Origin of the sequence: Pseudomonas eutrophicaquae, from assembly GCF_023544715.1 — a bacterium.
Classification (GTDB): Bacteria; Pseudomonadota; Gammaproteobacteria; order Pseudomonadales; family Pseudomonadaceae; genus Geopseudomonas.
On sequence record NZ_JAMJEZ010000019.1, the window covers coordinates 11954 to 31378 of the forward strand.

Below are 19425 nucleotides of genomic sequence, written 5' to 3' on the forward strand. Positions count from 1 at the left end.
CGCCCGCCGGGTGCGCCATGCGCACCCATTCCCCCTCGGTGCGCACGGCGCACCCTACAGGAATGCCGCCATGAAACGACTCCTGCCTCTCGCCCTGCTGCTCGCCCCCCTCGCCCAGGCGGTCGCCGACGACGGCGTCACCGTCATCAACGGCTGCCGCCTGGAAGCGGAAAGCCAGTGCCCCGGCGCCGACCTGCGCGGCGCCGACCTGCGTCACCTGGACCTGCGCCGCATCAACCTGGCCGGCGCTGACCTCTCCGGCGCCGACCTGCGCCACGCCAACCTCGACCTGGCCAACCTGGAAAAGGCCAAGCTGCACCAGGCCGACCTGACCCGCGCCAGCCTGCAGCAGGCCAACCTGCGCCTGGCCGACTTTTCCGCCGCGCGGCTGGTGGCGATCAACGGCTGGGCCGCGCACGGCCAGGCCACCCGCTTCACCGGCGCCGACCTGACCGGTGCCAACCTGGAGTTCGCCCGCCTGTCCGCGGCGCGCCTGCACGACGCCAACCTCACCGCCGCCAACCTGGAAATGGCCTGGCTGAACAAGGCCGACTTCAAGGGCGCGACCCTGCGCGACGCCAACCTGCAGGAAGCCAAGATCAACGACGCCAACCTGGAGGCCGTCAACCTTGCAGGCGCACGTCGGCACTACGCCACCTTCCAAGGCACCAACATGGAAGGCTGCAGTGCCTGCCCGCAAGACTGGGAAAACTGAAAAAAATGTACAGGATTGGCAACTCGCACAGCAATTGCCTACCGCAGGGGCGGTGGAAAATTGCTGCGCGGGTTTTCTACCCTGCGATACTGCGTCCCTACGCACCCACCTGCCCCACCCGCAGCAGCCCGGTGTCGATGGCCAGATGCACCAGCTCGCTCTGACTGCCGACCTGCAGCTTGTTCTTCAACAGGGTCTGGTAGTTGGACACCGTCTTGGCGCTGATGCACAGCTTTTCGGCGATCTGCCGCAGGGCGACGCCGCGGGCCAGCAGCACGAAGATCTCCAGTTCGCGCTGGGTCATGCCGCGCAGGCGCGGGTCCTGGCCTTCCTGGCCGGCGCAGGCCAGCGCGGTGGCCAGACCGTGTTCGATGTAGGTATGCCCGGCCAGCACCTTGCGCACCGCCTCCAGCAGCACCTGCGGCGGCGCACTCTTGGTCAGATAGCCCCGCGCGCCGGTCTCCAGCGCCTTGCGCACCACCGGCAGCTCGTCGTGCATGCTGAAGAACAGCACGCGCAGCTGCGGCTCGCGGGCCAGCAGGCGCCGGGCGGTTTCCAGGCCGCTGATGCCGGGCAGGCCGACGTCGAGGATCAGCAGGTCCGGGCACTCGCGGGCGACCCGCTGCAGCACGTCCTCGCCGTTGTCCGCCTCGCTCACCACGACATCATCGAGCAGGGTCGCCAGCAGGCTGGCATAGCCCTGGCGCACCACCGCATGGTCGTCGACGATCAGGATGTTCATGCAGTCCACTCCCGCCAAGGAATCTCCACGCACAGACGCAGGCCGCGCGGCGCGGCGTCGTGCAGTTGCAAGGCGGCGCCGAGGCAGCGCGCCCTCTCGCGCATCGAGCGCAGGCCGACGCCCTCGCGCAGCGGCGTCGGCAGGCCATGCCCGTCGTCGCACACCTCCAGGCGCAGGTCGGCGCCGCGACAGGTCAGGCGCACCTCGGCGCGCTGCGCGCCGGCATGCCGGGCGACATTGGTCAGCGCCTCCTGCAGCAGGCGGAACACGTGCGCGCGCGCCTCGTCGCGCAGGCGCGGCAGCGCCTCGTCCAGCTCCAGCGCGCAGGGCAGCCCCTGCTGCGCCTGCCACTGCTCGACGTGCTGGCGCACCGCCTCGCCGAGGCCGAGGTGCTCCAGCATCACCGGATAGAGATCGCGCACCAGACGGCGGAAACTCTGCTGCATCTGCTCGCTGGTGTCCTGCAGGCGCCGGCTGATCGCTGCGACCTGCTGCGGCTGGTCGTGGCAATGGCCGAGCAGGTAGAGCTGGGCGCGCATGCCGGCGAGGATCTGTCCGACATCGTCGTGCAGCGCCTGGGCCAGGCGGGTGCGCTCGCGCTCCTGGGTGTCCAGCAGGGCGGCGGTCAGCGCCTGGTTGTCGGCGCCGGCCTGCTGCAGGGCCTGGGCCATGGCGTTGACCTGCCCGGCCAGGCGCCGCGCCTCGGGCTGCGCGTACTCGGGCAGGCGGGTGTCCAGCGCGCCGCCGGCAATCGCCTGCAGGGCGCGCAGCACCTCAGTGAGCAGGCCGAGGCCGCGCCCCACCAGCCAGGCGCTGGCGCCCAGGCACAGCAGCCAGGCAACCAGAAACAGCACCAAGAGCTGCAGCAGCGACTCCCACACCTCGTCCAGCTCGTCGAGCGGGCTGACGCGGATGCTCAGGCTGCGCCCGTCGCTCAGCGCCACCCGATATACCGGCAGGTCAGCAAAGCGCCCGGCCAGCCAGTGCGCCAGGGGATTGTCCACGGCGCCAGCGCGGACTCCGTCGCCCCAGTCCAGCTCCAGATGGCGCAGGTTGGCGGTCAGGCTGGCGTCGAGCAGCGCCGGATCGTCCGCCGCGCGCAGGGCGAGGAAGCGCGCCACGCTGTCGGCGGCCTGCAGTTCGCGGCGGATGTCCAGCTCGGCCTGGCGCAGCACCAGCGCCAGACAGACCAGCAGCACGGCGAGGAACAGGGCGCTGACCAGCAGGCTGGCGCGACCCAGGGCGGAAAGCGGCGCGGCCATGGCTCAGGCCTCGACAGTCGGGTTCTCAGCGCACCACGAAGGTGCCCTGCATGCCCTTGCCTTCCAGCCCCTTGTTGTAGAAGCGGAACTTGCCGGGCTTGATCGGCACGAAGTAGATCTCCGCCTCGCCGACATCCTCGAACTCCAGTTCGGTGAGGGTCACCGCCTTGATCTCCACGCCGCCGGCCTCGACCTTGCGCAGGTAGATGGCGGTGGCGAATTCCGGCGCCTGGAAGGCGTACTCCTTGCGCCCGGTGGAAACGATCTTCAGCTGGTAGGCCTTGCCGGTCTCCAACTGGTACTCGGTCTGCGACAGGCTGTAGTCGCTGGCTTCCGAGCCCATCACCAGATCGGGTAGCGCCTCGGTGCGGCGGGTCAGGTCGCCGGCGGCGTGGCTGGTGTCGAAACCGACCATGCCGAGAATCAGCAGGACGGGCAGGCACAGGGTTCTGAGCGAAGACATGGCGGGGTTCCTTATTGTCGTTGTAGGCCCATCCTAAAAGCCGCATCCCGCCGCCGGACCAGTACCTTGGTACCGGTCCGGCGCTACTTTCTGCATATTTGCCCAGCCTCCCGCCCTTCCTAAGCTGGCAGCATCCCCAAGGAGGCTGTCCATGCGCACACTGCTGCCCTGCCTGATCACCACCCTCGGCCTGCTGGCGGCCGGCGTCGCCCAAGCCGCGCTGGACATCCGCATCGGCTACCTGGAGCACACGCCCGAGCGCGGCCCTGTGCTCTCCAACGTCATTCCCGAGCCGGAGGACGCCGGCCTGCGCGGCGCCGAACTGGCCATCGCCGACAGCAACAGCACCGGGCGCTTCCTCAAGCACAGCTACCGGCTGGAGAGCGCCGAGGCCAACAGCCCCGCAGCGCTGCTGGAGCGGGCGCGCGCTCTGCACGCGGCCGGCCTGCGCCTGTTCGTGGTCAACGCCCCGGCCGACAGCCTGCGCGAACTGAGCGCGGCGCTGCCCGACAGCCTGCTGTTCAACGCCGGCAGCGCCGACGATGGCCTGCGCACCGACGCCTGCGCGAGCAACGTGCTGCACACCCTGCCCAGCCGCGCCATGCTCGCCGACGCCCTCGGCCAGTTCCTCGCCGTGCGCAAGTGGAACCGCGCCCTGCTGATTCCCGGCCCGACCGCCGACGACCAGGCCTACGCCGACGCCCTGCGCCGCGCCGCCAAGCGCTTCGGGGTGAAGATCGTCGCCGAGAAGCCGTGGACCTTCGACAACGACCAGCGCCGCAGCGCCCAGGCCGAGATGCCGCTGTTCACCCAGACCGCCGAGTACGACGTGGTGCTGGTCGCCGACGAGCGCGGCGACTTCGGCGAGTACGTGCCCTACCACACCTGGTACCCGCGCCCGGTGGCCGGCACCCAGGGCCTGACCCCGACCGGCTGGCACAAGACCGTGGAAACCTACGGCGCCGCCCAGCTGCAGAAGCGCTTCGAGGAGCACGCCAAGCGCTGGATGAACGACCGCGACTTCGCCGCCTGGATCGCCGTGCGCAGCGTCGCAGCCGCAGTCGGCAAGCTGAAGAGCAGCGATCCGGCAGCGATCCGCCAGCTGGCGCTGTCCGGCGAACTGCCGCTGGACGGCTTCAAGGGTCGCAAGCTCAGCTACCGCGACTGGAACGGCCAGCTGCGCCAGCCGATCCCCGTGGTGCACCCGCGTGCGCTGGTCACCACCTCGCCGCAGGACGGCTTCCTGCACCCGCTCACCGACCTCGACAGCCTGGGCTTCGACCGCCCGGAAAGCCGCTGCAACCTGGCCGCCAACGGCGGCTGAAGCCAGCCCATACCCTGCGACTGCGGCCTTGCAGGGTGCGCCGCGCGCACCCATGAACCGCCCGACAACCACAACAAGAGGCCCACCATGCACAAGACCCTGCTCGCCACCCTGATCGCCGCGCCGCTGCTGGGCGCCGCCGGCCCGCTGCTGGCCGCCACAGCCTACGTGTCCAACGAGAAGGACAACACCCTCAGCGTGATCGACCTCGACAAGCTGGAAACGGTGGAAACGCTGGAGGTCGGCATGCGCCCGCGCGGCCTGACCCTGTCCAGCGACCACAAGCTGCTGTACATCTGCGCCAGCGACTCCGACCGCGTGCAGGTGATGGACCTGGCCACCCGCAAGATCGTCAAGGAGCTGCCCTCCGGCGCCGACCCCGAGCAGTTCGCCCTGCACCCCAACGACAAGTGGCTGTACATCTCCAACGAGGACGACGCGCTGGTCACCGTGGTCGACGTCGACAGCGAGCAGGTGCTGGCGCAGATCGACGTCGGCGTCGAGCCCGAAGGCATGGCGGTCAGCCCGGACGGCAAGTGGGCGGTGAACACCAGCGAGACCACCAGCATGCTGCACTGGATCGACACCGCCAGCCACGAGTTGGTCGACAACACCCAGGTCGACCAGCGCCCGCGCCACGTCGAGTTCAGCCACGACGGCAAGCTGCTGTGGGCCTCGGCGGAAATCGGCGGCACGGTGACGGTGATCGACGTGGCCACCCGCCAGCCGGTCAAGGTGCTCAACTTCGCGATCAAGGGCGTGCACCCGGACAAGGTGCAGCCGGTCGGGGTCAAGCTGACCGCCGACGGCAAGTACGCCTTCGTCGCCCTCGGCCCGGCCAACCACGTGGCGGTGGTCGATGCCAAGACCTACGAGGTGCTCGACTACCTGCTGGTCGGCCGCCGCGTCTGGCACATGGCCTTAACCCCCGGCGAGAAGCAGCTGCTGACCACCAACGGGGTCAGCGGCGATGTCTCGGTGATTGACCTCGCCAGCCTCAAGGTCACCAAGTCGATCAAGGTCGGCCGCTACCCGTGGGGCGTGGTGGTGACGCCATGAGCGGCCTCGAAGCCTCCGGGCTCGGCTTCGCCTACGGCGCGCGCCAGGCCCTCAGCGGGCTGAACTTCAGCCTGGCGCCCGGGCGCTTCAACGCCCTGCTCGGCCCCAACGGCGCCGGCAAGTCGACCCTGATCGCCCTGCTCACCCGCCTCTACGAGCTGCAGGAGGGCGACATCCGCATCGGCGACTGCTCGATCCGCCAGCAGCCGCGCCGCGCGCTGGCGCAGATCGGCGTGGTGTTCCAGCAGAGCACTCTCGATCTCGACCTCTCGGTGGAGCAGAACCTGCGCTACCACGCCGCCCTGCATGGCCTGCCGCGCGCTCTTGCCAAGGAGCGTATCGAGCTGGAACTGGGCCGCCAGCAGCTCGCCGAGCGCCGCCGCGAGCCAGTACGCGCGCTCAACGGCGGCCACCGCCGCCGGGTGGAGATCGCCCGCGCCCTGTTGCACCGGCCGCAGCTGCTGCTGCTCGACGAGGCCAGCGCCGGCCTAGACCCGGCCAGCCGCCAGGCGCTCAACAAGCACGTGCGCCAGCTGTGCGCTGAGGACGGCCTGACCGTGCTGTGGACCACCCACCTGTTCGACGAGGTGCAGGCCGACGACCCGCTGCTGATCCTGCATCGTGGCCGGCTGGTCGCGCGCGGCACGGCGGCCAGCCTCGCCGAAGGCGGCGAGGACCTGTCCGCCAGCTTCGCCCGCCTGACGGAGGTTGCCGCATGACCGCCTACCTGGAATGCCTGCGCGGCATCGTGCTGCGCGAATGGCTGCGCTTCGTCCAGCAGCGCTCGCGCTTTCTCAGCGCGCTGGTGCGCCCGCTGCTGTGGCTGCTGGTGTTCGCCGCCGGCTTCCGCGCCGCACTGGGCATATCGATCATCGAGCCCTACGACACCTACATCACCTACGAGACCTACATCGTCCCCGGTCTGGCCTGCATGATCCTGCTGTTTAACGGCATGCAGGGCTCGCTGTCGATGGTCTACGACCGCGAGATGGGCAGCATGCGCGTGCTGTTGATGAGCCCGCTGCCGCGGCCGTTCCTGCTCGCCGCCAAGCTGCTGGCCACCAGCCTGCTGTCGCTGCTGCAGGTCTACGCCTTCCTCGCCATCGCCTGGCTGTACGGCGTGCAGCCGCCGGCCTGGGGCCTGCTCTGCGCGTTGCCGGCGCTGCTGCTCGCCGCGCTGATGCTGGCGGCGCTGGGGCTGCTGCTGTCCAACGGCATCCGCCAGCTGGAGAACTTCGCCGGGGTGATGAACTTCGTGATCTTCCCGCTGTTCTTCCTGTCCTCGGCGCTCTACCCGCTGTGGAAGATGCGCGAGGCCAGCGAATGGCTGTACTGGCTGTGCGCCCTCAACCCGTTCAGCCACGCGGTGGAGCTGGTACGCTTCGCCCTCTACCAGCGCCTGAGCGTCACCGCCCTGCTGGTCTGCCTGGGCGTCACCGCGCTGTGCAGCCTGCTCGCCGTGCTGACCTTCAACCCGCAGCACGCCGCGCTCAGGCGCAATGCCTAGGGCGCGCCATGGATGACGGACTTTTCGCGAAATTACTACTTTGGTGCCGCCTTTCGCCTCCATCGTAGAATTCCCAAAGCACTGCGCCTGGCCGATAAATAGTCGCAAACAACAAGGGAAACCCCTGCCATGTCGCGACTGCTCGCTGCCGTGCTCTGCCTGCCGCTGCTGTGCGGCCTGCTCTCCGCCCAGGCCGGAGAGGATGCGCTGTTCTCCACCGACGGCTATCGCCTGGACCGCTACCGCAGCCCCACCCCGGCCACGGTGGACGGTGCGCGGACCGTCGATACCGCTACCCTGCAGCGCCTATTGGACGGCACCGAACAACCGGTGCTGATCGACGTGTTCCGCCGCCCCTGGCTGCACGGCCAGTTCGCCAGCGACGAGCCGCACCAGAACATCCCCGGCAGCCTGTGGCTGGCCAACGTCGGCGAGGGCCGTCTGGAATCTCGCTGGTCGAACTACTTCGTCCACTACCTCAAGCAGGCCAGCGGCGGTGACCGTAGCCGCGCGCTGGTGTTCTACTGCAAGTCCGACTGCTGGCTGTCGTGGAACGCCAGCAAGCGCGCCGCCGCGCTGGGCTATACCCGGCTGTACTGGTACCGTGACGGCGTCGATGCCTGGCAGCAGGCCGGACTGCCGCTGCAGGGCGCCACCCCCGCACCGCTGCCTTGAATGCCGCACCCCATCGATAACGACAAGAATCTGGTGAAGGCCATGTACAAGATCCTGATTGCCGACGACCACCCGCTGTTCCGCGAAGCCATCCACAACGTCATCAGCGACGGCTTCGAGGGCTGCGAGGTGATGGAAACCTCCGACCTCGACAGCGCGCTAGCTCTGACCCAGGAGCACGACGACCTCGACCTGATCCTCCTCGATCTGAATATGCCCGGCATGCACGGTCTCAACGGTCTGATGACCCTGCGCAACGAGGCGCCGACCATTCCGGTGGTGATCGTCTCCGCCGAGGAAGACAAGCAGATCGTCCTGCAGGCCATTACCTACGGCGCGGTCGGTTTCATCACCAAGTCTTCGCCGCGCGCGCAGATGACCGAGGCCATCGAGCAGATCCTCAACGGCAACGTCTACCTGCCCTCGGAGATTATCCGCTCCAGCAAGCCCAGCGCCCGACGGACCGGCCATGACGAGTCGGGCATCCCGCCGGAACTGCTGCAGGCGCTGACTCGCAAGCAGCTGCTGGTATTGGAGCGTATGACCAAAGGCGAGTCCAATAAGCAGATTGCCTATATCCTCAACATCGCCGAGACCACGGTCAAGGCCCACGTCTCCGCCATCCTGCGCAAGCTCGGCGTGCACAACCGTGTGCAGGCAATCCTCAGCGCCGGCGACATCGACTTCAGCGCCTATCTGCGCCGCTGAGTCCACAGTGCGGTGCGACCCGTCGCAACGGGCCGCACCGCCTCAGAACTCCAGGCAGATCTTGCCGAAGTGGCGGTTGCTTTCCTGATAGCGGAAAGCCGCGACGATCTCTTCCAGCGCGAAGCGGCGGTCGATCTGCGGACGCAGACCGCTGGCCTCGATGGCGCGAATCATGTCCTGCTGCTGCACACGGCTGCCGACCAGCACACCCTGCAGGCGGATCTGCTTGAGCAGTGCCGGGATGATCGGCAGCTCGCCGCCCAGGCCGGTGAGAATGCCGATCAGCGAAATGTGCCCGCCGACCCGTACCGCCTCCATCGACTGCGCCAGGGTGCCCGGCCCACCAACTTCGATGACATGATCGACGCCGCGCCCGCCGCTCAGCTCGCGCACCCGCGCGCCCCACTCCGGCGTGCGGCGGTAATTGATGGTAGCGCTGGCACCCAACGCCCGCAGGCGCTCCAGCTTGGCGTCGCAGGACGAGGTGGCGATCACCGTGGCACCGGCCAGGTGGGCGAACTGTAGGGCGAACACCGAGACCCCACCGCTGCCCTGCACCAGCACGCTGTCGCCCGGCTTCAGGCCGCCGTCAGCCATCAGCGCGCGCCAGGCGGTAAGCCCTGCGGTGGTCAGGGTCGCCGCCTCGGCATGGCTCCAGCCGCGCGGCGCACGGGTGAAGGCGCTCGCCGCCGCGGTGACGAACTCGCGGGCATAACCGTCGACGCCATCGCCCGGCACCGTGGCGAAGCCCTCGACCGGCGGCTCGCCGGCCAGCCAGGTGGGGAAGAAGGTACTGACCACCGCATCGCCGACGGCGAACTCCTCGACGCCCTCGCCCACCGCGATCACCTCGCCGGCGCCGTCGGCCATCGGGATGCGCGGCTCGCTCGGCCCCCACATGCCGCTGACCACCGCGAAGTCGTGATAGTTGAGCGAACTGGCGTGCAGCCGCACGCTGATCTCGCCCGCCCGCGGCGCGGCGGCCTGCGACTGGCCGACCAGCACCCGCTCGTAACCGCCGCCCACCTGAACATGGATTGCCTTGCCTTGCATCGCTCGACTCCTCGTCTCGCTCTCGGGAAATGCCTGCTGTCGAGCCGCAGCGCCGCCACGCCAGGGTGAATAGGCGGCTGCGCGCTTATCCAGCCCGCCGCCTCAGCAGCGACTGCGCTCCAGCAGATGGCTCATCGCCGTCTTCAGCTTCATCGGCCGCACCGGCTTATGCATCAGCACCTGGCCCAGCTCACGCATCTGCAGCTTGAGGTCGTTGCTGTAGTTGGCGGTGATCATCAGCACCGGCAGCGGCGCGCTGCGCCGGGCGTTGAGTTCGCGCACCAGCTCGGCGCCGGTGTGGCCGTTGTCCAGGTGGTAGTCGACGACCAGGATGTCCGCCTCGCCCTGCACGGTGTCGACCTGGCGCGCCAGGTCGTCGCCGGACAGCGCGGTGACCACGTTGCAGCCCCAGCCTTCGAGCAGGGTGCGCATGCCGGCGCAGATCGCCGCGTCATTGTCGACCACCCAGACCCGCGCACCCCGCAGGTGCTCGCCGGGCGGCGGCGGCAGCTCGCTCTGCTCGCGCACCCGCGACACGCTGCGCGCGTAGGGCACCTCGACGGCGAAGCAGGAGCCGAAGCCCTCGCGCGAGTGCACGCGGATGCGGTGGCCGAGCATGCGCACGATCTTCTCGACGATGGCCAGCCCCAGACCCAGGCCGCGATCCTGGGTGCTGCGCACCGGGGCGCCGCGCTTGAACTCCTGGAAGATCTCCTCGCGGCGGCTTTCGGCGATCCCCGCGCCGGTATCCCACACCTCGATGGACAGCCCGCCCGGCCGCCGCCGGCAGCCGAGCAGCACGCGGCCGCTGGCGGTGTAGCGGATCGCGTTGCTGAGGAAGTTGCGCAGCACCCGCGCCAGCAATTGGGTGTCGCTCTTGACCAGCGCCGAGCAGGGCACGAAGTCAAGAGTCAGGCCCTCACTGGCGGCGATCTGCCGGTACTCGGCGGCGAGGTTGTCGAGCAGGTCGGCGACCGCGAAGGCGCCGACATCCGGCTTGATCACCCCGGCGTCGAGCTTGGACACATCGACCAGGGTGCCGAGTAGGCTCTCCACATCCTCCAGCGAGTTGCTGACGTTGCGGATCAGGCTGGCGCCGGGGGCTGGCACCGCCTGTTCGAGCAGCGCACTGGTGAACAGGCGTGCGGCGTTGAGCGGCTGCAGCAGATCGTGGCTAACCGCGGCGAGGAACTTGGTCTTCGACAGGTTGGCCTGCTCGGCCTCGCGCTTGGCCTCGCGCAGACGCGCCTCAGCGCGGGCGCGTTCGGCGATCTCCTCACGCAGCTGGCTGTTCACCGCAGTCAGCTCGGCAGTGCGCTCGCGCACGCGCTTTTCCAGATTCTGGTAGGCCTGGTGCAGCGCCTCGGCGGTGCGCCGGCGCTCGGTGATGTCACGGATCAGCACGAAGATGCCCAGCACCTCGCCGCCCGGCCCGCGATTCGGCACATAGGAACGCAGCATGTAGCGCTCCTGGCCGCCGAGGCTGCGCTCGGCCACCTCGAAGGTGACACTCTCGCCGGCAAAGGCACGTTCGATATAGGGCTCGAGCAGGCGATAGTGCTCCGTGCTGTGCACCACCTGGATGCTGCGCCCGAGCATGGCGCCGCGTGGCCAGCCGTACCACTCGTCGTAGACCTTGTTGGTGAACTCGTAGGCCAGCTCGCGGCTGATGTAGGCGATCAGTGCAGGCACCTGGTCGGTGATCAGCCGCACCCAGCGCTCGCTCTCGCGCAGGGTTTCGGCGTAGCGGTAGCGCTCGGTGATGTCGCTGTAGGTGTTGACGAAGCCGCCGGCGGGCATCGGGTGGGTGCGGATCTCCAGCACCCGGCCGTCGCCCAGGCGCTGCTCACGCTCGTGCAGCGGGCGGCCGCCGGCGTCGCGGCTGGTCGGGGTGAGCAGGGCCACCTCGCTGGTCGCCATCACCTCGGCGAACGGCAGGTGCGGCTCCATCGGCGCCAGCCCGGTGAGTTCGAGGAAGCGACCGTTCCACAGCTCCAGCTCGCCGGCGGCATTGATCACCGCCACGCCCTGCGACAGGTTGTCCATGGTGCGCTGCAGCAGGCGCGACTTCTGCGCCACCGCCTGCTCGCGGCGCGCCATCTCGTGATTCTTCACCTCGGTGATGTCGGTATAGAGGATCACCAGCCCACCCTCGCGGGTCGGCCGCTCGCTGACTTGCACCCAGCGGTCGTCGTGCAGGCGGTAGAGAGTACGCTCCTGGTCGCTGCCGCCCTGCTCCCCGACCAGCAGCCGCGAACTGCGCGCCAGCCGCTTCACTTCGGCCAGCGGCATACCACGCCGCACGCGATGCTGCAGATCGCCCCACAGCGCGAGGAAGCGGCGGTTGCACAGCAGCAGGCGCTGCCCGGCGTCGAACAGCACGAAGGCGTCGGAGATGCTCTCGATGGCATCGATCAGGTGCTGGTGGGCGGTCTCGGCGCGGCCGCGTGCCTCGATCAGCAGCGCATTGCTGGTCTGCAGCTCGGTCATCGCCCGGTTCAGTGCATCGGTGCGCTCGCGCACCTGCTCGGCGAGCACCGCCGAGTGCTGGAAGGCCGCATAGGCCTCGGCCCCCTGGGGACCGGCAGCCTCGACCCGTTCGATCAGCGCGGCGTTGATCCGCTCCAGCTTGGCGTTGCGCGCCTCCAGTTCGGCGAGCCGCGCGCGCAGCTCAGCGGCACAGGCCCCGTCCGGATCGGCCGATGGCGACGCCGGTGAAGGTCTGGTTGATGTGCATGCCATTGAACTGCTCCCCGTAGGTGTTGAAGCCGATCACCCGCTGGTCGACCAGCAAGCCGGCGGTGTCGGCCACCAGGCCGCGCGCTTCCACCTCCATGCGGCGCAGGAAACAGTCGCAGCCGATGGTCAGCAGCAGCGGACCGAGGCGCCGTTCGAGCCGCTCGAACAGGCCGCGCAGGTTGGGCAGCAGCGGCCCCGGCTGCATGGCGGTGAGGACGATGCCGTTCTCCACCGCGCAGTAGAAGGTCAGGCTCAGGTCGGCGTTGACCCGCTGGATCGAGCGCATGTAGTACTGCCCGCCGAGACGCACCGCCAGCGGGTGCAGGGCGAAGGTCTTGAGGTCGAGCTGCTGCGGGTCGAGGCCGAGCAGGCGCGCGTACTCCAGCGCCGCCGGCTCGGCGTTCAACTCGAACACCGTGCGGCTGGCCGGGTCGGCGGCGGTGACCACCAGCTTCTCCTCGCGCGGCTGGATGTGGTGGGTGGTGAATACCTCGAAGTCCAGCGCGGTGTGCACCAGCACCACCACCGCGGCGCCGGTGTGGAAGCGGCCGTCGTGGTAGACGTGGGTGCGGGTCAGATGGTTGTCGTCGCCGGCCGAGCCGCCGAAGTGCGGAATGCGGCCAAAGGCGGCGTTCAGCGCGGAGAGCACCAGCTCCTCGCGGCTGGACAGGCCGTCGAGCAGGGTCAGCGCGAAGCTGTGCCCGGTGATCGGCTCGCGGCGGCTGCCGCGGCATTCCTCGGTTAGCTGGGCGACCACCTGTTGGGCGTCGAGCAAGCTGAAGCTGTCCAGCGCATCGATGCGCGCGGCGGCGATGGAGAAACTGCGGTGATCGAAGCCCACCGCGCTGACGCAGCCGCGCCCGTAGCCCTGCGGGGTGATCTCGCCGGCGGTGGTGCAGCCGACCAGGCGCACGCCACCGAAGTACTGCTCCAGCGCGGCGGCCAGCGCCGGCAGGTCGTATTCGGCGCTGCAGAAGAACAGCACGCAGCCCAGGTGCGGGTGCATCAGCTGGCGGGCCAGGTCCTGGGCCACGCTTTCCGCATCGCTGGATTCGGACAGGGCCATGCGGACGACGTCGTTCAGATCTTCTTCCACGTCGCCTCCGGGCCGGTAGAACAGACAGACAGGCGCATTCTAGAAAGGCGCAGACGGCGGGCTAATGCTACTTGGGTACTGGCCGCGCCCCTTCTTTGGTCGCGGCGATCCCGCCCCGCCAGCCGAGCACGCACCCACACGTACGAAGAGGAAAGCCTTACGGCTTTCCTCTTCGGTAGTCGACGGGAGTTCAGGCTGGCGCGGGCGGAGTCGGGCTCCGGCCCGCGCACGATCTCAGAAGGCCAGCACCGCACCCACGGCGAAGGTGCGGGTGTCCTCATCGAGGGCGGGGTTATTCTTGCCGTCGATCTCGAACTGGTTCAGCTCGGCGACCAGCTTGAGGTTGTCGTTGATATCGCGGAAGTAGGCGACACCACGGGTTTCGTAGTCGGCCGCACTGCCCAGGCCGTTGCCGTCATCCTTGGTCTTGCCGTAGGACAGCGCCACGCGGTTCTTGCCGAAGCGGTAGGAGCCCTGCAGCAGGTAGCCGTCGCTGTCGACTTCACGCAGGGTCGGCTCGGTCAGGTTGTTGGTGAAGAACGGGTTGATGCCCTCGGCCTGGAAGCCCGAGGCGGTCAGGGTCAGGCCGCCCATCTTGGCCTGCACGCCGTAGCCGAGACCTTTGGAGGTTACGTCCTCGACGCTGCGGTCGGTGTTCTCCGAGTTCTGCTGCATTCCGTTGATCCAAGAGTAAATCTGCGCGCCGGCGAGGTCGAACTGGTAGGTGATCTCGGTCTCGAAGCGCGGGTTTTCCTGGTAGGCCTTGCCGGTCGCGCTGCTGTCGTTGGTGTCCACCGGGTCCATGATGCCGGCGGCGATGCGCAGGCCGCCCATGTTCGGCGAGCGATAGGTGATCTGCGAGGTCGGGAACGGGTACGGGTAGCCGCTGCCGATGTTGCCGAAGGACACGCCGCCGCCATCGACCAGGCCCAGGGTGTCGCTGACCTGGCCATAGCCGGCCAGCAGCTCGTCGAGCAGGATGTTGGAGCGGGCGAACAAACCGAAGTCCTTGCCGAACAGCACCTCGCCCCACTGGTCGTTGCTGGCGGTGGCGTAGAACTGACGCACGTCGATGGCGGTACCGGTGCCGTTCTGCTCGCTGTCGTTGATGGTCACCCAGAACGAGGAGCGGCCGCCGAGCTTGAGATCATCGACCTGCTTGCCGAAGTTAAAGCCAATGTAGTTGGGCAAAAAGCCCATCTTGACCCGCGACTGCTTGCGATCGAACTGCTCGCCGGCACGATCCACGTCGCTGCTGACATAGAAGGCATTAAAGTAGCCATCGGTAGAGAAAGTGGTGCCATCCTTGTCGTATAGAACGATTTCGGCAGCAGCCGGCAAACTGAATGCCAAGGCGGTTGCAGCCGCCAGAAGGGAGTAGCAGGCTTTGTTCTTGTTCATATTGGTCTCCGCTTACGTCAGGACGACTGCCTGATCCAACAGTCGCAGCGATTATCGGGAGCCGGCCGGCACGCTACGTATTCTGCGCAGGACCCGGATCGCTCGTACTTTCGGAAGACCACAGGGCCCAATACCAAAGGCGCTCATCCCCTGCCACCATGGAACACTCAGGTACACCGCTGCGCCCAGCGCAGACGGTCGCCGGGCGAATGAGCGAGTGGGAGAATGAGCCGCCGCCGCAGCCGGGTAGAGCCTCAGTGGCCGAACAGCCAGTACCAGCTCGTCTCAGGCCCGTGCAGCGCCGTGGCTGCCTGGCACAATTCGGCCTGCGATAGTTCCGCCAGCGCCGTACGTACGGCAGCGGTCCAGCCAGCAGGCTCAGCGTTCAGCCAAGCCTGGCAAGCGCGCAGGCGGCGGGCGCGCTGCCCGTCTGCCTCAGCCAGACTGTCAAGCACGGCCTGACGCGCTTGCTGCAGGCGCTCCTCGGGCAGCGTCGCCAGTGCCGCTGCGCCCACTGCGACAAAACGGCGGATAGCCTCCTGCAGTTGCTCGGCGGAGGCGTGGGGAGACTGCACGCCGAACTGCAGCTCGATCCCCGCCTCCCCCGCCTGGAAGCGGCTGAACAAGGCGTACCCCAGCCCCTGCTCGACCCGCAATGCCTGATAAAACGCGCCCTGGCGCAATACCGCCAGCAAGCGCCAGGCAGCTTCCTCGCGCGGCGCGATGCGCGGTGCCAGCAGTCGCAGCAGAACCGCCTGCTCGTCGCCACCCAGGCCAAGATGGCGGCGGTGCACGCCAGGCTTGGGATGCGCGGATGCGGGCGGCGGCGCCGGCGCAAGCCTCCCCCAACCCTGCAGCACCTGTCCGACCTCCTCCGGCACCGCACCAAAATCCAGGCGATGCAGCGCCGAGTCGCGCAGGAAGCCGCGCAGTAACGCTGGCAGAGCCTCGTCATCAATCTGCGCCAGTACGGCAGCGGACAACGCCTCGTCGCTTGGCCGACATTGTGCCGCCGGATGGTTCAGCATCCGCCGCAACAGCATCTGCTGTGCATCCTCAGCCTCCTGACGCCGCAACGCCGCTCGCCAGGCCCCACCGTCGCGGCAGTTCAGTGCCGCCAGCAGCATCGACAGGACCGGCGCCAGCAACTGCACCGGACCGCTCAGACAGAAGCGCAGCTGGCTGGGATGCGCCAGCGACCACCAATCACAACCCGCCTGTCGCGCATCCGCCAGTGCCTCACGCCAGTGCTGCGTCAGCGCCGCCTCCGCCAGCGGCGCACCCGGCAGGACCACACCCTGCGCATCTTCGCCACGCCAGCACAGCAGCACCGCCGCATATCCCGGGCGTATTGAGGACGAGCTGCCCGGCAGCACCGATGCTGGAGGGGGGCTGAACGGCAGGAAGGGGTTAGGCGGCGGTGCCTGCCAACTCAGCGACTGAAGGGCCGGCAAGCCGGCCAGCGGGCGAGCCTGCCAACGGACGGGGAACCAGTGCGTGGTTACTGCGCAGGGCAGATGGGGCCGGGCGTACTGCACGATCATCCGTCGCCGCTCTAGCCGAGCCAGACACGCCGCCAAGGTTTTCAGCATCACCGGTGCCCAAGGTCGCCATTCGCCAACGCCCTGCCGGCGCCAGCGCTCGGCCCACAGAGCGGCGCGCTCGAAGGCTGGCAGTTCGTACTCCTGCCAAGCCTGCTCGCGGCAAATGGCCTGCCAGACCGGCTCGTCTGCCAGCAGTCGAGGATTCGCGGCGCAGCTTTCGAGCCAGTCGCAGCAGAGCGCGGCGATGGCCCGCTCCTGGTTCGCGCCGGCATCCAGCAGGTCGATATGCAGGATCAGAAGAACGCTGCCGGCATCCGCTGGCTGCACCTGTACCGCGAGTCGCTGTGCCCAGCCCCGTGCGCGCAGCTCGCCTACCAGGCTGCCAGCGTCGGCACGTTGCAGTGAACGATCCAACAGGGTCTGTAAGGACTCTTGCAGCTCCGGCTCCAACACCATCGGCCACCACAGACTCATGCGCCGAACCGCTTCAGGTTGCTGCAAGATCAGTTCACGCGCCGGCTGCTCGGTCGGCCAACAGTCGGGCCAGTCGGGTATGGGCTCGGGCGGATCGGCCGACAGTGCGCTCAAACGCTCGCGCACTTGACGTTCCAATACATCGAGCGGCTGGGGGCCGCTGATCAGCAGGCACAGATTCGACGCCCGATAGTGACGGGCATGCCAGTCGCACAGGTCGATCATGAACTGCGTACTCTGCGGCTGCAAAGTGTCCTGCGCGCCGGCATGAAAGCGCGACAGCGGATGCCCGGGATGCAGCTGCTCAGCGATGGCAGCCTGCACCTGCTGCGCGCCATCGACGCAACGCGCCAGATACTCGGCGTGCAGGACCGCACGCTCGCGCAGCAGGCGTTCGCGGCAGAACAGCGGACGGAACAGCAGATCATCCAGCGCAGCGAGCGCCGCCGGCCACTGGCGGGCGGGCATTTCCAGCAAGTACAGGGTCTGCAGGGCCAGCGTGCGGGCGTTGTAGCGCCCACCGTGGGCATGCACATAGTCGGCGAAGTCGCTCGTCCCGGGACATCCGTGGCTGCCGAGAAACAGTGCATGCTCGATGAAATGCGCCAAGCCCGGCCAGCTCGCAGGCTCATGGAAACTACCCGCCGCCAGACTGGCGGCTAAAGCGATGCGCGTCGTCTGCGGGTCGTGGAGCAGCGCAACCTGCACGCCGTTTTCTAAGTGCAAGGTACGCTGCGCCAGGGAGGGAAACTCGCAGCCCATACCGATCACCGTGTGCTGGAAACACGCTCTAGCCTGCGTGCCAGAGTGGCACCAGGCAATCCTGCTCAAGTAGCGTCTGACACGCTACCAAGGTAGCGGTGAACCACTCCGGGAATTCCGGAGTTCCTGGGGCGGCTCAATCACCGCGCCTCCCACAACGTCACGATTTCATGTTGCAGGTCATCAGCGTTATCGGTTTCCAGGTGCCCGACCGACTCGAGGGCGTCGACCCAGGCCACCAGCCGGTTGGCTGCCCAGTCACGTTGCTGGGTCAGTAACGCAGGGCGTTCAGGCTGTGGAATTTCCAGCGCGTCATAGTCGGGTTCACGTTGACCGCGCAGGTACTCCAGTGCCACAGCAAAGTGGGATGAAGTGGCGGCCAGATCGTCCAGGGTCTTGTGAGTCATTGCTTTGGGCTCCTCGGGGCGGGCGTTGCGCTTGACGTATTTTGCCACCACCTACCCGATCAGTTCTCGCCCTGCGGGCCTCTGTAGTACCGGGCACCAGGCGCTGAGGGTGCCCACCACTCAGTGCAGCAGGCTACGATGGGGTTCCGGTGCCGCCTCAGCGGGTGTCATCCATGCCGGCCACACGCTGGTCGGCCATTCGCCACGCAGGCACTGCTCGTACACGATCCCCAGCCACTGGCGCAGCGGCTGTGCAGCGAGGGGTAGCGTCACACGGGCCTCGGCGGCGCCCTTGAAGGTGAGCACTACCCCCTCCTCGCGCGGGGTGATCTCGATCGAGTCCACGCGCCATCCAGGGTCTGAGTCAGCGGCCCGCACCGGTGGCTCGGCCCCCAGCCGAGCACGGGCCGCTTGCTGGGCAAAGCCCTGGACCAGCTCCTGATGGGCGGCCTGTATCGAGGGACGGCTCGAGGCCGGCGCCACCTGCCGCTCCAGCCAGGCGGTGAGGTGTGGCACCAACCGATTCACCAGCCGCTGGGTGAGCCACAGCACCACGGTGTCGCCGCTGGCCAGCTCGCCGGTCAGACGGATGCGATCTTCAAGACCGACGTATTCGAGGGTGACGCGCTGCAGAGTGCCCATTTCTCTACATCCTTGATCCACAACTGTGCGGACGCACATTACTGCAGAGCGGCGTCCTCCGGTACATAGATCATACTGCCGTCATCCAGGCGATAGGCCGTCCCGGCCTTGCTGCCCTGCCCTTCGCCCATGCTGCCGGTCGATTTGAACTGCTTGAGCTCCTTGCCCTCCTGTACCAGCATCTCCATGTTCGGCTGCCCCGGATTCTTGATCACGATGACCTCCTCGGCCTGTGTGAACGGGTTCAGGGGGTTGGACATCACGATGATCAGCAGCACCGCGATGATCACCAGAAACAGATCGACCAGATTGACCACGCTGATGATCGGGTCATCGTCCTCGTCTTCCAGGATGTTCAGGCCGATGCGCTTCATGCCACCGCCCCCTGATGCAGCAACTGCTTGAGCTCCTCAAGCAGCCAGCGGCGGCGCACCGAAAGCATCCAGAACGCCATCGAGGCCGCCATCAGGGCAATGATCACCGCAGCAAACGCCACGGTCAGCGAGTCGGCCACCGCCGCAAAATCGCCATTGGCCACCGACATCAGCGCCGGCCCCATGGGAATCATGGTGGCGACCAGGCCGAGCATGGGCGCGACCCGGCTGACCAGTCGAAGCGGTTCCAGACGCCTGAGCAGATGCAGCTCAATGTCTTGCGCATCGGCCTGCGGATGGCGGCGGTGAAAGGCCGCCAGTGGCCGGGCACGGCGCGCGCCCTGCACCAGCTCCAGCATGAAGCGCCCCCACTCGAACAGCGCATAGACGAACATCGCCGCCAGCATCAGCAGGACCGGGCTGAGAAACAGGCCGGCCACTTCGGACATCAGTTGTTCCAGTGCATTCATAAGGATCT

General features: G+C 67.9%; 19 protein-coding genes. 7 read left to right on the forward strand and 12 right to left on the reverse strand.

Annotated features, from left to right (window positions below; all coding sequences use genetic code 11):
• Nucleotides 1–70 precede the first annotated feature (70 nt).
• Nucleotides 71–715, forward strand: coding sequence for a pentapeptide repeat-containing protein (locus MXC11_RS09305; protein ID WP_250009312.1), 645 nt, complete (start codon nucleotides 71–73; stop codon nucleotides 713–715).
• 97 nt (nucleotides 716–812) lie between these two features.
• Here the strand turns inward: MXC11_RS09305 and MXC11_RS09310 are convergent, their stop codons facing one another.
• The 3 genes from MXC11_RS09310 to MXC11_RS09320 are packed head-to-tail and all read right to left on the reverse strand — an operon-like array spanning nucleotide 813 to nucleotide 3182.
• Complete coding sequence (locus MXC11_RS09310; RefSeq protein ID WP_250009319.1) at nucleotides 813–1457, reverse strand: response regulator; 645 nt, start codon at nucleotides 1455–1457, stop codon at nucleotides 813–815.
• Nucleotides 1454–2719 (reverse strand): HAMP domain-containing sensor histidine kinase, encoded by a 1266-nt coding sequence (locus MXC11_RS09315; RefSeq protein WP_250009327.1) that lies wholly within the window; start codon nucleotides 2717–2719, stop codon nucleotides 1454–1456. The genes MXC11_RS09310 and MXC11_RS09315 overlap by 4 nt, the downstream gene beginning before the upstream one ends.
• Before the next feature lie 25 nt (nucleotides 2720–2744).
• A complete protein-coding gene (locus MXC11_RS09320; protein WP_090214660.1) occupies nucleotides 2745–3182 on the reverse strand; it encodes a cupredoxin domain-containing protein in 438 nt (145 codons plus the stop codon).
• A gap of 151 nt (nucleotides 3183–3333) precedes the next feature.
• Here MXC11_RS09320 and MXC11_RS09325 point away from each other — a divergent pair, with 151 nt between their 5' ends.
• From MXC11_RS09325 to MXC11_RS09350, 6 genes are all read left to right on the forward strand, one after another.
• A complete protein-coding gene (locus MXC11_RS09325; protein ID WP_250009336.1) occupies nucleotides 3334–4506 on the forward strand; it encodes an ABC transporter substrate-binding protein in 1173 nt (390 codons plus the stop codon).
• Nucleotides 4507–4593: 87 nt separating this feature from the next.
• A complete protein-coding gene (locus MXC11_RS09330; RefSeq protein WP_250009348.1) occupies nucleotides 4594–5565 on the forward strand; it encodes a YVTN family beta-propeller repeat protein in 972 nt (323 codons plus the stop codon).
• A complete protein-coding gene (locus MXC11_RS09335) occupies nucleotides 5562–6284 on the forward strand; it encodes an ABC transporter ATP-binding protein (RefSeq protein WP_250009359.1) in 723 nt (240 codons plus the stop codon). Before MXC11_RS09330 ends, MXC11_RS09335 begins: the two co-directional genes overlap by 4 nt.
• Nucleotides 6281–7072: an ABC transporter permease gene (locus MXC11_RS09340; protein WP_250009368.1), complete on the forward strand. Its 792-nt coding sequence runs from the start codon at nucleotides 6281–6283 to the stop codon at nucleotides 7070–7072. Before MXC11_RS09335 ends, MXC11_RS09340 begins: the two co-directional genes overlap by 4 nt.
• Before the next feature lie 129 nt (nucleotides 7073–7201).
• Nucleotides 7202–7747 carry a PQQ-dependent catabolism-associated CXXCW motif protein gene (locus MXC11_RS09345; protein ID WP_250009374.1) on the forward strand — a complete coding sequence of 182 codons (546 nt, stop codon included), beginning with the start codon at nucleotides 7202–7204 and terminating at the stop codon, nucleotides 7745–7747.
• Nucleotides 7748–7789: 42 nt separating this feature from the next.
• The gene (locus tag MXC11_RS09350; RefSeq protein ID WP_250009548.1) at nucleotides 7790–8455 is read left to right on the forward strand and encodes a response regulator transcription factor; all 666 of its coding nucleotides are present in this window, start codon (nucleotides 7790–7792) and stop codon (nucleotides 8453–8455) included.
• Nucleotides 8456–8497: 42 nt separating this feature from the next.
• Here the strand turns inward: MXC11_RS09350 and MXC11_RS09355 are convergent, their stop codons facing one another.
• From MXC11_RS09355 to MXC11_RS09395, 9 genes are all read right to left on the reverse strand, one after another.
• Nucleotides 8498–9508 carry a zinc-dependent alcohol dehydrogenase family protein gene (locus MXC11_RS09355; protein ID WP_250009384.1) on the reverse strand — a complete coding sequence of 337 codons (1011 nt, stop codon included), beginning with the start codon at nucleotides 9506–9508 and terminating at the stop codon, nucleotides 8498–8500.
• A gap of 102 nt (nucleotides 9509–9610) precedes the next feature.
• Entirely contained in the window at nucleotides 9611–12250 is a 2640-nt protein-coding gene (nahK, locus tag MXC11_RS09360; RefSeq protein ID WP_250009409.1) for a hybrid sensor histidine kinase/response regulator NahK/ErcS', read from the reverse strand.
• Complete coding sequence (gene nosP / locus MXC11_RS09365; protein ID WP_349665512.1) at nucleotides 12180–13343, reverse strand: nitric oxide-sensing protein NosP; 1164 nt, start codon at nucleotides 13341–13343, stop codon at nucleotides 12180–12182. Before nosP ends, nahK begins: the two co-directional genes overlap by 71 nt.
• 234 nt (nucleotides 13344–13577) lie before the next feature.
• Nucleotides 13578–14744: a porin gene (locus MXC11_RS09370; RefSeq protein ID WP_250009421.1), complete on the reverse strand. Its 1167-nt coding sequence runs from the start codon at nucleotides 14742–14744 to the stop codon at nucleotides 13578–13580.
• Between the two features lie 254 nt (nucleotides 14745–14998).
• Nucleotides 14999–17524, reverse strand: coding sequence for an insulinase family protein (locus MXC11_RS09375; RefSeq protein ID WP_250009431.1), 2526 nt, complete (start codon nucleotides 17522–17524; stop codon nucleotides 14999–15001).
• Between the two features lie 140 nt (nucleotides 17525–17664).
• Nucleotides 17665–17931 carry a hypothetical protein gene (locus tag MXC11_RS09380; protein ID WP_250009439.1) on the reverse strand — a complete coding sequence of 89 codons (267 nt, stop codon included), beginning with the start codon at nucleotides 17929–17931 and terminating at the stop codon, nucleotides 17665–17667.
• 120 nt (nucleotides 17932–18051) lie between these two features.
• Nucleotides 18052–18573, reverse strand: a complete 522-nt coding sequence (locus tag MXC11_RS09385; RefSeq protein ID WP_250009447.1) for a hypothetical protein — start codon at nucleotides 18571–18573, stop codon at nucleotides 18052–18054.
• Between the two features lie 38 nt (nucleotides 18574–18611).
• On the reverse strand, nucleotides 18612–18932 hold the full coding sequence (locus MXC11_RS09390) for a DUF2149 domain-containing protein (protein ID WP_250009555.1): 321 nt from the start codon (nucleotides 18930–18932) through the stop codon (nucleotides 18612–18614).
• Nucleotides 18933–18943: 11 nt separating this feature from the next.
• Complete coding sequence (locus MXC11_RS09395; protein WP_250009454.1) at nucleotides 18944–19417, reverse strand: MotA/TolQ/ExbB proton channel family protein; 474 nt, start codon at nucleotides 19415–19417, stop codon at nucleotides 18944–18946.
• Between the last annotated feature and the right edge of the window lie 8 nt (nucleotides 19418–19425).